13 protein-coding genes and 1 pseudogene are annotated in these 15,615 nt (G+C 39.8%); 5 read left to right on the top strand and 9 right to left on the bottom strand.

What is annotated here, in order from left to right; translation table 11 throughout:
• Positions 1-12: 12 nt before the first annotated feature.
• The gene (gene rep, locus GNP35_RS09800; RefSeq protein WP_155695913.1) at positions 13-2,025 is read right to left on the bottom strand and encodes a DNA helicase Rep; all 2,013 of its coding nucleotides are present in this window, start codon (positions 2,023-2,025) and stop codon (positions 13-15) included.
• A gap of 167 nt (positions 2,026-2,192) precedes the next feature.
• Here rep and traF point away from each other — a divergent pair, with 167 nt between their 5' ends.
• Together traF and ubiK are read left to right on the top strand one after the other, a co-directional pair.
• Entirely contained in the window at positions 2,193-3,746 is a 1,554-nt protein-coding gene (traF, locus tag GNP35_RS09795; protein ID WP_196492481.1) for a conjugal transfer protein TraF, read from the top strand.
• Between the two features lie 128 nt (positions 3,747-3,874).
• Positions 3,875-4,144 (top strand): ubiquinone biosynthesis accessory factor UbiK, encoded by a 270-nt coding sequence (ubiK, locus tag GNP35_RS09790; protein ID WP_155695911.1) that lies wholly within the window; start codon positions 3,875-3,877, stop codon positions 4,142-4,144.
• A 51-nt stretch (positions 4,145-4,195) separates the two neighbouring features.
• Here the strand turns inward: ubiK and GNP35_RS09785 are convergent, their stop codons facing one another.
• The 7 genes and pseudogenes from GNP35_RS09785 to gmk form a co-directional block, all read right to left on the bottom strand.
• Positions 4,196-5,422, bottom strand: a complete 1,227-nt coding sequence (locus GNP35_RS09785) for a diguanylate cyclase (protein ID WP_155695910.1) — start codon at positions 5,420-5,422, stop codon at positions 4,196-4,198.
• A gap of 97 nt (positions 5,423-5,519) precedes the next feature.
• The gene (gene recG, locus GNP35_RS09780) at positions 5,520-7,613 is read right to left on the bottom strand and encodes an ATP-dependent DNA helicase RecG (protein WP_155695909.1); all 2,094 of its coding nucleotides are present in this window, start codon (positions 7,611-7,613) and stop codon (positions 5,520-5,522) included.
• Positions 7,614-7,622: 9 nt separating this feature from the next.
• A complete protein-coding gene (gene trmH / locus GNP35_RS09775) occupies positions 7,623-8,405 on the bottom strand; it encodes a tRNA (guanosine(18)-2'-O)-methyltransferase TrmH (protein WP_155695908.1) in 783 nt (260 codons plus the stop codon).
• Positions 8,406-8,423: 18 nt separating this feature from the next.
• Positions 8,424-8,812 (bottom strand): annotated as a pseudogene (locus GNP35_RS09770) (RidA family protein).
• 21 nt (positions 8,813-8,833) lie between these two features.
• Positions 8,834-10,927 (bottom strand): bifunctional GTP diphosphokinase/guanosine-3',5'-bis pyrophosphate 3'-pyrophosphohydrolase, encoded by a 2,094-nt coding sequence (spoT, locus tag GNP35_RS09765; protein WP_330997762.1) that lies wholly within the window; start codon positions 10,925-10,927, stop codon positions 8,834-8,836.
• 118 nt (positions 10,928-11,045) lie between these two features.
• The gene (gene rpoZ / locus GNP35_RS09760) at positions 11,046-11,318 is read right to left on the bottom strand and encodes a DNA-directed RNA polymerase subunit omega (protein WP_155695906.1); all 273 of its coding nucleotides are present in this window, start codon (positions 11,316-11,318) and stop codon (positions 11,046-11,048) included.
• A gap of 54 nt (positions 11,319-11,372) precedes the next feature.
• Positions 11,373-11,990: a guanylate kinase gene (gene gmk, locus GNP35_RS09755; protein WP_155695905.1), complete on the bottom strand. Its 618-nt coding sequence runs from the start codon at positions 11,988-11,990 to the stop codon at positions 11,373-11,375.
• A gap of 138 nt (positions 11,991-12,128) precedes the next feature.
• On the opposite strand from gmk, the gene GNP35_RS09750 reads away from it, so the two are divergent.
• The 3 genes from GNP35_RS09750 to GNP35_RS09740 all read left to right on the top strand — a co-directional run bounded on the left by GNP35_RS09750 (position 12,129) and on the right by GNP35_RS09740 (position 14,251).
• Positions 12,129-12,671: a heme NO-binding domain-containing protein gene (locus GNP35_RS09750; protein WP_155695904.1), complete on the top strand. Its 543-nt coding sequence runs from the start codon at positions 12,129-12,131 to the stop codon at positions 12,669-12,671.
• A 158-nt stretch (positions 12,672-12,829) separates the two neighbouring features.
• Positions 12,830-13,765 (top strand): zinc metalloprotease, encoded by a 936-nt coding sequence (locus GNP35_RS09745; RefSeq protein WP_155695903.1) that lies wholly within the window; start codon positions 12,830-12,832, stop codon positions 13,763-13,765.
• 72 nt (positions 13,766-13,837) lie between these two features.
• Positions 13,838-14,251, top strand: coding sequence for a hypothetical protein (locus tag GNP35_RS09740; protein WP_155695902.1), 414 nt, complete (start codon positions 13,838-13,840; stop codon positions 14,249-14,251).
• Positions 14,252-14,260: 9 nt separating this feature from the next.
• Here the strand turns inward: GNP35_RS09740 and GNP35_RS09735 are convergent, their stop codons facing one another.
• Entirely contained in the window at positions 14,261-15,553 is a 1,293-nt protein-coding gene (locus GNP35_RS09735) for a metal-dependent hydrolase family protein (RefSeq protein WP_155695901.1), read from the bottom strand.
• Positions 15,554-15,615 lie beyond the last annotated feature (62 nt).

Below are 15,615 nucleotides of genomic sequence, written 5' to 3'. Positions count from 1 at the left end.
CAGTGAATGAGATTACTTTTTAAGTAGAGCCCTAAGGTTAGCAATGTTCGCTTTATTCTTTTCTTTTCTTACAGCTTCTGGAACGACCTGGCCTAGCTTCTCCCAGCGAAGATCTTTTTGATCAAGCTCTTCAATAAACCGTGACGGCTCTGTCATTATTGTTTCGCCATACTGTCTACGCTCTTTTGCATAGGTTAAAAATAAGCGTTGTTGTGCGCGAGTTATTCCAACGTATGCTAGTCGACGTTCTTCCTCTATATTGTCTTCATCAATGCTTGACTGATGTGGCAACAAACCTTCTTCCATACCTACCATAAATACATATGGGTATTCCAAACCTTTGGAGGCATGCATAGTCATAAGCTGAACTTGATTATTTGCCTCTTCTTCTTCGTTGCGTTCCATCATGTCGCGAAGTGTCAGTTTGCTCACAACTTCCGCTAGAGTAAGTGGCTCGTGCTCGTCATCACCGTCGAGCATTTGTGTTACCCAACTATATAGTTCACTCACATTTTTCATGCGCATTTCAGCAGCTTTAGGCGACGAGCTAGTTTCAAACAACCAGTCTTCGTAATGAATGCCTTTCATAAGATCTTTAACGGCTTCTTTTGGATCGCTACGCAAAACTTGGTCACTTAATTCAACAAACCAGCGAGTGAAATACTGAATCGCACTTTTTGATGGTCCATTAATCATACCTAAAAAGGCATTATCAAAGGCCGCTTCAAATAAACTGCAATGTCTGTCGTTTGAGAGTAATCCCAGTTTTTCTAATGTTGCTGGGCCAATTTGGCGACGCGGCGTATTAATGATCCGTAAAAAGGCATTGTCATCATCTTGGTTAACTAACAGACGCAAGTACGCCATGATGTCTTTAATTTCGGCTCTAGAAAAAAAGCTCGTACCGCCACTAATCTTGTAGGGAATTCGGTTAGAGGTAAGCATTTTCTCAAAAATACGTGCTTGGTGATTACCACGATACAAAATAGCGTAATCGCCATAATTTGTTTTATTGGTAAAACGGTGGCCAATGATTTCAGCAATAACGCGTTCTGCTTCATTGTCTTCGTTTTTAGTTTGAATAATGCGAATTGGCTCGCCGTATTCCATATTGGTTTTTAACTTTTTATCAAACACGTGGGGGTTTTTATCAATTAACACGTTTGCCGCGTGCAATACACAACCAACGGAACGGTAATTCTGTTCTAGTTTGATCAAGTTTAAATTTGGAAAGTCTTTGCTTAAAAGAACCAAGTTTTGAGGTCTTGCGCCACGCCAAGAATATATAGACTGATCGTCGTCTCCAACTACAGTGAAGTGGGCACGCTTACCAACCAAAGACTTTACTAATTCGTACTGACTGGTATTGGTATCTTGATATTCATCAACCAGTAAATAGCGTATTTTATCTTGCCACCTTGCTCTTACTTCATCGTTGTTTTTGAATAACAGGGTAGGGATTAAAATCAAATCATCAAAGTCTAACGCGTTATACGCTCTTAATTGGTTTTGGTAGCGCATGTAAAGTTCACTATAAAGCGCGTTTTCTGAGTCCGTTGCTTCGGCCATGGCCTGTTTAGGCAATATAAGATCGTTTTTCCAACTGGAAATGCGATTGATCAGCTGGTAAATACTTTCTTTGTCTTCTTTTAACTCTGGCTCTGTGAGTTCTTTTAATAATGAAAAGCAGTCTTGGTCGTCAAATAACGAGAAATTTTGCTTAAAACCAAGAGTTTTTATTTCTTTTTTGATGACGTCTAAACCTAAAGTATGAAACGTCGAAATTCTTAAGCCCTTTATTTTACTCTTATCCATTGAAGAGGCGATTCGCTCACGCATTTCCTTTGCGGCTTTATTGGTAAACGTAACGGCAGCAATATGTTTTGCACTATAGCCATGCTGCTCAATGAGGTGAGTAATTTTATTGATAATGACACGAGTTTTACCCGAACCAGCACCGGCTAATACTAAGCACGGTCCGTTCACATATTTAACAGCAGAGTCTTGTTCGGGGTTTAAACGCATTAATTTGGTCACCTTGTAGTTAAGGCCGCAATCATACCAAAGTAAAGCCTACTTTCGCATTAGAGAATTCTAGGGAAAGAATAATAAATTTTAGCTTATGTAGTGACCAATAAATCGACTACAATGAAGTGGATTAAACGCTGTCATCTATGAAAAGAGGATTTATCATGAAAAAATCAGCAGTATCTTTGGCCATTACTTTAGGCTTATTCAGCTCGTCTGCACTAGCAGTAGACAGTTTTATACAATCAGCAAGAAACCTAGGAAGCGGTGGCGCAGGCCTTACATATGCACATTGGTCTTCTGCGGCTAATTATAACCCAGCATTATTAGGCACAGCAGTAGGCACTGACAATGACTTTTTTCTTGTTTTAAATGGAACAGGACGCGTTGCGGATACAAAAGATGACGGTGATAGTTTAGATCTTTTTGAAAGTCTGGAAGACGAAGTTAATAACTTTGAAGATTTGGATGATTCAGACTTACTAGAAGGTGATCCTCAAAATCTACAAAATACCATTAACACGGCCAACCGCATTGTTAACGATTTTGAACAATTAGACGGAGCTGGTTTGCAAGGCAGCTTTGGTGTCAACCTTGGTTTTGGGATGGCATTTGAGCGTGTAGCAGTTTCATTTAATGCAATGGCGAAGTTTGATGTAGGTGGCACGGGGGATATCTCTTCTAGTGATATTAACTTATTGCGCCGATATACAGATTTAGGTCAGACGCTTCTTAGCGACGTTCGTCCTTTTTACGACGAAGCTACTCGTTTAGAAGCTCGTTATGACCAACTTCAATCAGACGTAGAGCAACTCGAAAACAGCGGCACTGCGACACAAGATGATATTGATGCAGCCCAAGAGTTGGCTGATGAAGCAGAAGTATTGTTCGTGGAAGCGGAAGTCTTAGCAGAAGAAGCTAAACTTCAACAAACGACGATACAAAACGAATATGGCGACATTTTTGATCAAGATACACAAACCATTGTCTTTGATGAAGATTCATTAGAGTCTAAAGCTCGTTTTGCGGCGATTGGTTGGGCGGAAGCCGGCGTAACATTAGCTTCAAATTGGCAGTTAGACTCAGAAAAGAAACTGAGTGTTGGTGCAACGGTTAAAACGGTTCGTTTAGAGCTTTTTGATTATCAATCAGCATCATCTGATTTTGATGAAGATGATATTGATGGCGATGAGTACCGCAGTTCAAAAGATTTTGTTACCGCTGACTTAGGTGCAATTTTATCTATGGACTCAATGGATAAGTGGCGTATTGGCGTTACCGTTAAGAATATTGTTGGTGAAGACATTGAGTCACGTCAAGAATCACTTAAAGCAGGACAAGAGTCGTTAATATACGAAGTTGAAACCCAAGTTAGAATTGGAACAAGTTATAACCACGGCTGGATTCGTTTAGCTGCCGATTTAGACTTAACGGAATCTAAAGGACCACAGTTTGCCAATGGCGAGCAATTTTTCCGTGGTAGTCAGTATGGTAGTGTTGGTGCAGTAATAAATGCTTATGACTTTTTAGAGTTGAGAGCGGGCTACCGCCATAATTTTGCTGATAAAGTTGGTAATTCAACTACAGATGAAAGTGATGGCCTAATTACGGTTGGTGCTGGTGTTTTCCTAGGTGGCGTTCAATTTGATTTAGGTTTGCAAGCATCGCCTGAATTAGATGACGTAGGCGGCGGTTTACAAGCAATGATCACTTGGTAAATTAAATGCGTAAAACAACCTAAGTATTTATAAAAGACTTAGTGTGTTTCACAATTAAAGGTCAGCAATGCTGGCCTTTTTTATTCCAGCAATTACAATAAGCCAAGCAAAATAATTAAGGGTTAAAGATGATTGACGCTAAAAAAATAGAGCAGTTTGCTTCACAAGTTGCAGATTCATTACCTGCAGGTGTTAAGACAATGGCGGACAACGTAGAAGAAAAAGTAAAAACGGTTCTACAAAATAAATTGTCGCAGTTAGATGTTGTCAGTAGAGAAGAGTTTGATGTTCAAACCCAAGTATTGGCAAGAACACGTGCAAAATTAGATTTATTAGAAAAAGAAATGTCTGACCTAAAAGCCTTATTGGAAAGTAAAAAAGGCGCAGAGACAGAGTAAGTTTATTTTAGATTGATTTGACTGTTTTTAATGAAGATGAAAGTGGTGTTATTAAAAGACCACTTTATTTTTGCCGGTTTCTTTTGCGCTATACAGCTTTTGGTCTGCAAGTATAAGTAAACTATCTAATTTATCTTTTTTATCTTGGCACACACCAATACTAACAGTACAGCTGATGAGCTCACTTCCTACATTAATTTTAGTTTTTTCTAATTCCTGCCTAAAATTCTCTAGCATATTGACCGCTTTTTCGAGTTCTAAGTCATGAAAATAAATACTGAACTCCTCACCACCTAATCTAGCTGCTAGGTATTTAGGCTCAAAGTGTAACTTGATTAAACTCGAAATAGTTTTTAAAACAATATCACCAGCGTCATGGCCATAATTGTCATTAATGGACTTGAAATCATCAATATCCATCATCGCGACTGTACTTGTATCCAAACTATCCATAATTGGTTGAGCGCTATTAAAGTAATAACGACGATTAGCCAAATCAGTTAAATAATCAGTATTAGCCTGTTTTCTGATTGTATCAATACTTTGAATATACTCTATGTTTTGTATTACTCGGCAATAAAACTCTTCCAAACAAAATGGTTTTTGTAAAAAGTCATTGGCCCCATTTTTTATAAATTTAGCCGTGAGAGATTGCGAACTATTTGCTGAGATGCCAATAATGCTTACATCATCTTTTGTATGAGTTGCTCTAATTTCATTACACAGTTCAATACCATTCATATTTGGCATTTCTTTATCAGTAATGATCAGTTTAATATCAGGATTATTTTTAAGAACATTAAGTGCGGATTTACCGGAATTTGCTAACAGTACATCAAAATTATGACGGAGTAATAAGCCACGAACGTAGGCCCGAGCACTGCCAGAGTCGTCAACGACAAGTATTTTTATTTTGTTATTGGTCTGAAGCTTTTTTAACAGAGACAAGAGGTAATGAAAGGCTTGTTTACTTTCTTTTGTAATATAATCAATAACAGGTAACCCGAGAATATGCTCACGTATATTATCATCTAGCATGCCCGTCATTACTATGCTTGGTACTTTTGCATCTAGAATAAAATCTATAGCCTCGCCATTTGGCGCATCAGGTAAGCTGTAGTCAATAATAGCGCAGAAAAAATCATCAAACTGGCTTGATAACGCTTTTACTTCACTAAATGTCATCGCTATAACTGGCTCAAGTCCCGCTTTGATGGCAATGTTCTTGTGCAGTGCCACTATGGGTAAACTGTCCTCAACAATAAGAACTTTTTTCATGAACCTCTACTTTATTATATTTATAATATTGTTATTTAACGTGAACTATTTCAACAACGAACTTAAAGTATTGTTTATATGTTGGAATATATCAACCTTAAGCATTACCATACAGCTGTTTTTCTCCTAACCAGCGAACAATTAGAAGATTAATTTTGTCTGGACGTAACAATAATAGATCTTGCGCTACTAAGATAGCCTGTTCACATAATATTGCATCTCGCTCTAAGTCTGCGACTTTAAATGCCGCGACTCCTGTTTGGCGTGTGCCTAAAATTTCACCCGCGCCTCTTATTTCCAAATCTTTTTCTGAAATAACAAAGCCGTCGTTGGAGTCTCTCAATACAGCTAAACGTTGCTGCGCAGTATGAGATAACGGTGAGTGATAAAGTAAAACACAATGAGACTGTAAAGCACCCCGGCCGACACGCCCTCGGAGTTGATGCAATTGCGCTAAACCAAGTCGTTCTGGGTTTTCAATAATCATAAGACTGGCATTTGGAACATCAACACCTACTTCAATAACGGTAGTTGCAACCAGCAAATTAACATCACCATTCTTAAACGCTTGCATAACAGCCTGTTTTTCATCGGCCTTCATGCGGCCATGCACCAAGCCTATCGTTAGTTCTGGTAATAACTCTTTTAATTCTACGGCGGCATCTTCAGCAGCCTGGCATTGTAATGCTTCGCTCTCTTCTACAAGCGTGCAAACCCAATAGGCTTGCTGGCCCGTAGTAAGGCAAACGTGTTCAACGCGTTCAATTACTTTATCTCGTTTAGTATCTGGCATTACAACGGTCGTTATAGGCGTTCTACCAGGTGGTAACTCATCAATAATGGAGCAATCTAAGTCAGCGTAGGCTGTCATTGCTAAGGTTCTTGGAATTGGCGTTGCCGTCATTACTAGTTGGTGCGGATACATCACTGTACCTTGAGTATGAATAGCGCCTTTGTTTCTTAATGACAGCCTTTGATGCACGCCAAAGCGGTGCTGTTCATCAATAATGATTAAGGCGAGTTTTGAAAACTCTACTTGGTCTTGAAAAATGGCGTGAGTACCTACGACCATTTGTGCTGAGCCATCACCAATGACTTCTAATGCCGCTCGTTTTTCGGCTACTTTTGACTTACCGGCTAACCAAGCAACATTAATCCCTAGTGGTTCAAACCAAGCCTTAAAACTGTGGGCATGTTGCTCTGCTAATATTTCAGTGGGTGCCATTAAAGCCACTTGATAACCTTGGGCTATAACGGTCAATGCCGACAATGCGGCCACTAAAGTTTTACCAGAGCCTACATCACCTTGCACTAATCGCATCATTGGCAATGGCTTTGCAAGGTCGTTGGTAATATCTGCAACAACCCGTTGTTGAGCACCAGTTGGCGAAAAAGGCAGTGAACTTAAAAACTGATTTACATAGTTGTTATCTTTTGGAAATGGCACCGCCGACACTTGCTGAGTGTCTTTTTTTAGGTGCAACATACTAGACTGGTATGCGCATAATTCTTCAAACGCTAAACGTTGCTGGGCCGGATGAGTCCCCAATTCTAATAATGAAACGTCAGTATCAATAGGCGGGCGATGACAAATTTGCAGCGCCTTAACTAATGAATAGCTATTTGGTAGTTTTTCAAAAGGGATCAGCTCTTCAACTCTATACTTTTCTAATCGAGACAGGGCTTGTTCGGTAATACTTCTAAGAGAAGCTTGCTTTACGCCTTCAGTAGTTGGATAAACGGGCGTTAAAGACTCGTCTACATTTATGTCGTCAGGGCCGTCTATTTTAACGTAATCAGGGTGAAGAATTTCTGGTCCAAATTTGCCGCCTCTGATCTCACCAAAACACTTTATCCAAGTGCCATCTTCTAATGAGTTTTTTTGGGCTGCGGAAAAGTTAAAAAAACGTAACGTCATGCCGCCAGTCGAATCGCCAATTTTAACGACTAACATGCGTTTTCGGCCAAACTGGATATTGCAAGATGTGACTTGCCCTACCACTGCCACATGGGTGCCAACTACGGTATTTGCGATTGGGTAAACACGGCTACGATCTTCATAGCGTAAAGGTAGGTGAAACAGGGCATCTTCAATATTATGAATGCCTAGTTTTGTTAGTTTTTCTGCGACTTTTGGGCCAACACCTTTAAGCGTGGTAATTGGCACTGAAGATAAGGACGTTAGCGCCATGTTATTCCATTAGTTACATTTATCGGCAATAGAGTTTGGTTCAAACTCAAATGTCTGATCCGTATGCGTAAAATCAACACGACGTGACTTTTTATCCGCAGGTAATAGATTATATTTATCTTTTAATTCTGTATACCAAGATTTTGGTGCATCAATTTGGCCGTCTTCATCCAGTGGCGGATAAGGTGTTTCTGTTCTTACACATAACTCGGCATAAATTGGGTGCCCGCCTTCAAATAACATTTGATGACGTATTTTTTCGCTAATTATTGGTTTGTCGTACATACCAGCCACTAAGCGTTGGCGCTGTGCTTCATACATAATTAACGCACCAGCGACACTTACATTTAATGACTCAACCATACCAAACATTGGTACTACAACATGATGGTCAGCGAGCTCTAGTGCTTCATCTGAAATACCGTCACGTTCTTGGCCCAAAATAAGCGCAGTAGGTTTTGTATAATCAATTTCGCGAAAGTCTTTAGCTCTATCAGATAGATTAGTGGCCAAGACTTGCATGCCTTGTGCTTTAAACTGTTTTATTGCCGTTGCTGTGTCAGGTTGTTCAGTCACTTTTACCCACTTTTGACTGCCCGAAGCACGACCACCAGATAACCATCGGCTTTCAGTCGTGTATATCGCATGGATATTATGAATACCAATGGCGTCGGCGGTTCTTATAATGGCTGATAAGTTATGAGTCTTATGGACTTGTTCCATACAAACCGTTAAATCAGGCTGACGTTTGTCGAGTATTTCAGTAATACGTTTAAAGCGCTCTGGTGTCATGTGTATTCCTAATAATGCTTAAACGTCAGATAGCTCTAAAATACCATCAATTTCAATTTGCACGTCTTTTGGCAACGCTGAAACTTGAACTGCTGCTCTGCTGGGAATGGTTCGGCCACATATTTCGCCATAATCTCATTTACTTTGGCGAACTGACCAAGATCCGTTAGGAAAATGTTGAGCTTCACGGCATCTTCAATTGAGCCACCAGAGGCTTCACAAACTGCTTTCAGGTTTCTAAAAACTTGTTCTGCTTGCGCTTCAAAGTCTTCTGAGACAACTTCCATGGTTTCTGGAACCAGTGGAATTTGACCAGATAGGTAAACCGTGGTGCCTACTTTAATGGCTTGATTATAAGTGCCAATAGCGGCAGGTGCCGCATCTGTGTTAATAACAATACGTGTCATGGTGAAATCCTGTTGACTGAACTACTTGCGGCTTATCCGCTGGACGTCCGGCATAGTTCTTAATTTTTTGATAACTCGTGCTAAATGAACTCGGTTTTTAACCGTCACATCAGCCGTAATCGCATATATATTTGATTCTTTTTCTTCTGTAAATATATGTTCTACGTTGGAGTTACTCTTTGAGATTAAGTGCGTTACTTTTGCAAGTGCACCTTGATGATTGATCAATTCTATTTTTAAAGTGGTTACGTACTCTCTATCGGAAGCATCGTCCCATTTTACTTTAAAGAATTTAGCGGCGTCTTTTTCCCAGTTACGACAGTTGGGACAGTCTTCTCTGTGAATAGTTAAGCCTTTACCTTGTGAAACGTGAGCAACAATTTCATCACCAGGTATTGGGTGACAACATTTACTATACGTAACCAACATACCTTTTGCACCAGCAATAGGCGTATGATCAACTTTGTTGGCTTGTTCTTTATCAGAGTTAAGTAAGCGGTTACTTATGGTTAATCCCATTAAGTTACCTAAGCCAATTTCCCTATATAGATCTTCAATGGTATTTAAATTGAAGTCGCCCAGAAGCTTAATCATATCTTCTGGTTCTACTTGTTCAATTTGTGTTTCACCTAATGCAGACTTTAATAGTCGACGGCCAAGGTTTATGGCTTCATTGGCACGCTGATGTTTTAGGTAGTTTCTGATACCAAGTCTGGCTTTGGCAGTGACTACAAAGTTTAGCCAGTTGGCGTTAGGCTTCACATTAGGCGAAGTAATAATTTCTACCGTCTGACCGGTATCTAATGGTCGACTTAAAGGGTGTGGTTTACGATCAACCTTAGCGCCAACACAAGTATTACCAACATCGGTATGAACTGAATAAGCAAAATCTACAGGTGTTGCGCCCATTGGTAACTCATGAATTTTCCCGTCTGGGGTAAATACATAAATTTCTTCTGGGAACATTTCCGTTTTAACGTTTTCTATAAACTCAAATGACGAACCTGCACTTTGTTGCAGCTCAAGTAAGGTTTGCATCCATTGACGTGCGCGTTGTTGTGCTGAGTTACCAGTTTTATCACCAGCACCTTTGTATGCCCAGTGAGCTGCAATCCCTTTGTCCGCCAAATCGTCCATTTCTTTGGTACGAATTTGGATTTCAATGGGAATACCATGAGGGCCAATAAGAGACGTATGCAGAGACTGATAACCATTTGATTTTGGAATCGCAATATAATCTTTAAATCTGGTTTCAATTGGCTTGTAAAGATTGTGCATTACACCAAACACTCGATAACACGTGTCTATGTCATCAACCATTATTCTAAAGGCGTAGATATCCATGACTTCGTTAAACATTAATTCTTTGTTTAACATTTTTCTATAGATACTAAATAAGTGCTTTTCACGGCCTTTAACATCACCAGGAATACCTACTTCTGCTAGGCGAGTTTCAATTTCTGACTGGATGTTATGAATGATTTCTTTACGGTTACCACGAGCCTGCTTTACTGCGTTTTCTAGGGCTCTAGAACGCATTGGATAAAGTGCTTCAAAGCCTAAATTTTCTAGTTCGTTTTTAAATTCGTGAATACCAAGTCGATTGGCAATTGGGGCATATATTTCTAAGGTTTCTTTGGCAATACGACGTTTCTTATCTGGTCGTAAAGCCCCAAGCGTTCGCATGTTGTGGGTTCGGTCAGCAAGCTTGATCAAAATAACGCGAATATCCTGCGTCATGGCCATAACCATTTTGCGGAAGTTTTCAGCTTGGAATTCTTTTTTGTCTTTAAAGTGAAGCTTATCGAGTTTTGATACACCTTCAACTAAATCAGCAATAGTATCGCCAAACTCATCGGCTAAATCCTTTTTAGAAACAGGTGTGTCTTCAATAACGTCATGCATTAAAGCAGCAGATAATGTTTCATGATCTAGCTTCATATTTGCAAGTAAAACAGTCACAGCGACAGGGTGAGTAATATAAGGATCACCACTGGATCGCATTTGGCCATCATGGGCGTCACGCGCAACTACATAGGCACGTTGCACAATAGCAACTTGCTCTGGCGGCAAATAGGCCGAAATTTGTTGTTTTAAACCTTCAAATAAATACACCGAACGACTCAGTAAAAAACGATTAGATAGGAATTGAGTATAAACTAAAGAAAATTAGGAAGGAAAGCCAACACGTTAAAAAAACATGTTGGCTATAAAGAAATTGCTCGTTTGTTACTTATTCGTTACCAACGATTGCAGCAACGGCTGCCATTTCTTCTGCTTCACGAACTGTTTCAGCTTCGTTATCTTGGCGATCCATTACGTCGTTGGTGATTAAACCAGCTTCAATTTCGCGAAGTGCAGTAACAGTTGGCTTATCATTGCCAGCGTCAACAAGAGGCTCTTTACCTTGAGTTGCTAATTGACGTGCACGACGAGCAGCAACCAAAATTAAATCAAAACGATTTCCTACTTTTTCAACAGCGTCTTCAACAGTTACGCGAGCCATTCAGTATCTCCAATGAGGCAAAAAAATATTAAGGGGCGTAATATTACACCAAGGTTAGCTTTTAGCCAATAGCTGAGTGAGCAGTTGACTGTTTTTACTGTACTGATTCTTTGTTTTTAAGCGATGAGTTAGCACTATTTTTTCAAAGTTATTAAGTGTTTCTTCAAAATCATCATTAATTAACAAAAAGTCATATTCATTATAGTGAGACATTTCACTTTGTGCCTGTGACATGCGTTTAGCAATAACTTCGGCACTGTCTTGGCCACGTTTGTTTAAACGGCTCTCTAATTCTTCTCTAGAAGGAGGCAAAATGAACAGAGTAATGATGTCCGGGCGAATTTCACGCATTTGTTGCGCACCTTGCCAGTCGATATCTAAAAATACATCAATGCCTTGGTCTAGCTGATCCTGAATTGCTTGTTTAGAAGTGCCGTAATAATTACCAAACACTTCTGCCCATTCATAAAAGCCGTCTTTTGATATTAAATCTTTAAAGGCTTCAACGTTTGTAAAGTGATAATGAACTTCATTTTCTTCGCCCGGTCTAGGCTGGCGAGTGGTGTGTGACACCGATACTTTCATATCGTTATGACGTTCTAATAACGCTGAAATTAAACTGGACTTTCCGGCACCACTTGGTGACGAAACAACAAATAAATTACCTTGCATAGTGTTCGCTACTTCAACTTTTTTGAATGATGTTTTTCTAATTAAGCATAGTTTAACACATCAATAATCTGACAGGCTCGATTAATGTTTTAATTTTATTTCGTCTACACTCATAAATACTTAGAGCGGAGGAATTATATGTTAGGCGTTATTTTCACGAATTTAATTGAAATGATGGAACAAGAAGTGGGTTTGGAGTTAACAGAAACTGTACTCGAAGAAGCAAACCTAGAGTCTAAAGCAATTTATACCTCAGTTGGCTTTTATTCTCCGGGTGAAGTTGTTGCTATTGTTACGACACTCTCTGCTCATACTGGCATTCCTGTGGGTGAATTAGTCGAGAGCTTTGGCGTCTATTTATTTCCTAAATTAGCGGAGTATCATCCCCAGGCTGTGCGAGGAAAAAAATCGGTGATAGAAGTGTTGTCGATTCTAGATTCAAACATTCACGTGGAAGTGCAAAAGCTTTACCCTGACGCTCAACTACCAGAATTCAAGACGATTGAAGAATCACCAACTCATATAAAAATGAGATATATCTCAGAAAATAGCTTAGAACCACTAGCAAAGGGATTAATTATTGGTGGGGCCACTTACTTTAACGAAGAGGTGGAAGTAGATATCTCTGTAGAGTCTGCAGATTACAGTTTTATTACAGTTAGAAAAACAAACTCAAGTTGAGTTTTTTCATGGTTTATTATTCCACTCTATCTAAGTTTGTGAAAAGGTTTGCCTTTTTTCGATTATTGGCTAGTATGATTTTTGAGCTGCATCGGTCTCGGTGTTATTTACCTGGTGCGAACTCACATCAATAATAATGAAAAAAAAAAGGGTAAAACATGAAAACAAAATCCATTCAATTACTTGTCGCATTAGCTTTAGCATCAGGTTCTTCTGCGACGTTACACGCAGCTAATGACAAAGCGTTTGACCACGCAAATGAAAATGCCTCATTTCTAAGATGCGGTACTAAGCACCCTTCACAAAAAGAAGCTGAAATGAAAGAAAAGCATTTCAAAAACTTAAGATCTAATTCGGCCGCTAAAGGCAAACCTGGTGGAGGTGGCGGTGGTGACAATGGCGGAGACCAACCTCGCGCAGTAGGGTCGGTTGTTATTGATGTTTATTTCCATATTATCACTGATTCAAATGGTAATGGCGGTTTGTCTGCAGGTGATATCTCATCACAAATGAATGTATTGAACAACGCATACGCAAATACCCCATTTACATTCAATTTAGTGAGCAGTCAAACAGTTGTAAATAATGCATGGTTTACAGCTGGGTATGGCACACAAGCTGAAACCGCAATGAAATCAACACTTCGCCAAGGTGATGCGGGCGATTTAAATTTCTATACAAATAATATGGGCGATGGCTTGCTGGGTTGGGCAACATTCCCATCTGACTATGCTTCAAGACCAATGAATGATGGTGTAGTGGTTTTATTTGAAACTTTGCCAGGAGGCAGTGCCGCACCATATAACCAAGGTGATACTGGTACGCACGAAGTAGGCCACTGGCTTGGTCTTTACCATACCTTCCAAGGTGGATGCAGTGGCAGTGGTGACTACGTTAGCGATACACCAGCAGAAAAGAGTCCTGCATATGGTTGTCCAACAGGTCGCGATAGCTGTACAAAAGGCAAAAATGCAGCGGGCTCTGATCCTATAAATAACTTTATGGATTATACAGACGATGCGTGTATGTATGAATTTTCTTTTGGTCAATCGCTTCGAGCTGATCAACAGTCAATTACATACCGTGGTCTATAAGGCTATATTTTTATAATAAAATATGAAGGCACTTCGGTGCCTTTTTTTAATTGAGAAATTTGAAGAAGCCAGATGAATAAAAGCCTTGTTATGATTTGTAGCCTCTTGGCACTGACTTGCAGTTACTCTAGTCATGCTATTGAACCAGATAAAAGGTTAAAAGTACCGAGTTTTGTAAAATGTAATCCAGATAATTTAACATCTTGGGATGGCCAAGTGAGCACATATACGAGGGGGGAAAGTGTAATAAACCTAACCCTAAATACCAGTTATGGCACTGTTGAGCACTTTAAAGCTTCATTCGAGAACGAGAGTGAACTGTTAAGCATGTTTAGGTTAAGTGGCCAAGCTTTTACTAAATCAGACTGGAAAGCAATTGAGAGTGAAGAGGGGGTTTTAAAGGACACTGTTCGGGTAACTATTTGGATTTGTTCAGAGTCCGATAAAACACCATTACTTGATTGGAAAGTTAAGCCAATTTATTAAGGGTTTTTCCTATTTTTCAAATTTATAAACCTTGCCGTCTTTCATTACAAAGTTGACGTTTTTCATTAGTGCTATATTTTTAAGCGGGTTGCCTTTGATGGCCACAATATCAGCAAGTTTATTCTTTTCAATAGTGCCTACCTCGTCAAGGATGTTGAGAAGTTTAGCACCATGAAACGTCGCGCTTCTAATTGCATCAATAGGCTTCATGCCTGCTCTAACCATAAGCTCAAACTCCAAACCATTATCGCCGTGAGCTGAAACGCCGGAGTCAGTACCAAACGCAATGTTAACGCCAGCTAAATAAGCCCGGCCAAATGTTTTTTCAATGAGTGGTCCTATTGCTGCCGCTTTAGGTCTTACTAATGCAGGGAAAAAACCGTCAATTTTTGCTTTTTCTGCGACCCAATTTCCAGCCATTACCGTTGGCACATAGTAGGTATTATGCTTTTTCATTAATTTAAATATTTCATCGTCCATGAATGTGCCATGTTCAATCGAATCTACACCAGCTTCAATGGCGCGCTTCATCCCTTCTTTACCGTGCGCATGAACGGCAACCGTCATGCCATAGTCTTTTGCAGTTTCAACAATGGCTTCAAGTTCATCGGTCATAAACTGCGGGTTCTGACCGCTTTTTGCTACACTAAGTACACCGCCTGTTGCGGTAATTTTTATTAAGTCAGCACCATCTTTGTAGCGTTGTCTTACTGCTTTTCGTGCTTCTGCAATGCCATTTATCACGCCTTCTTTAGGACCCGGATCGCCGGTAATACTCATCGCTCGACCATTGGTAGGATCTGCGTGTCCGCCAGTAGTGGCAATAGATTTTGCTGCTGTGTAAATTCTCGGTCCGTTAATCATGCCACTACTTACCGCTTTTTTTAGCGCCACAGTCACGTTGTAACTATCGCCTAAATTTCTAACCGTTGTGAAGCCAGCATCTAGAGTCTTTTGAGCGTAAACCACACCTTTTAATGCATAGTCAGCTTCATTAAGTTTAAAACCTTCAAGATAGCTTGCTAATCCATTATGTTGAGAGCTAATGTGAGTGTGCATGTCCATTAACCCTGGCATGACGGTGTAGTCTTTTAAATCAATGACAGTGTCTGCGTTTGACGGCTTTTTATAACCGCTTTCAATAGCTTTTATTTTATTGCCATCAATGACTACCGTGACTTCTGTTTTGACATTGGAGTTGTTCGCTTTAATTAAGCGTCCAGCATGTACTAAAGTATCAGCCGCTACATTTTCTGCGACCAAGGCGATAGCCAATAAACAAACGGTCTGTGAAATTCTCATGATATGTCCTTATTTTTAGACTAACGCCCATAAAAGAGCTGATAACCAAGGAGTTATAATTA

The sequence above is a fragment of the Psychrosphaera haliotis genome, assembly GCF_009728465.1.
Lineage (GTDB): Bacteria > Pseudomonadota > Gammaproteobacteria > Enterobacterales > Alteromonadaceae > Psychrosphaera > Psychrosphaera haliotis.
Note: the sequence above shows the minus strand (reverse complement) of the source record. Positions and strands in the feature narration are given on the sequence as shown.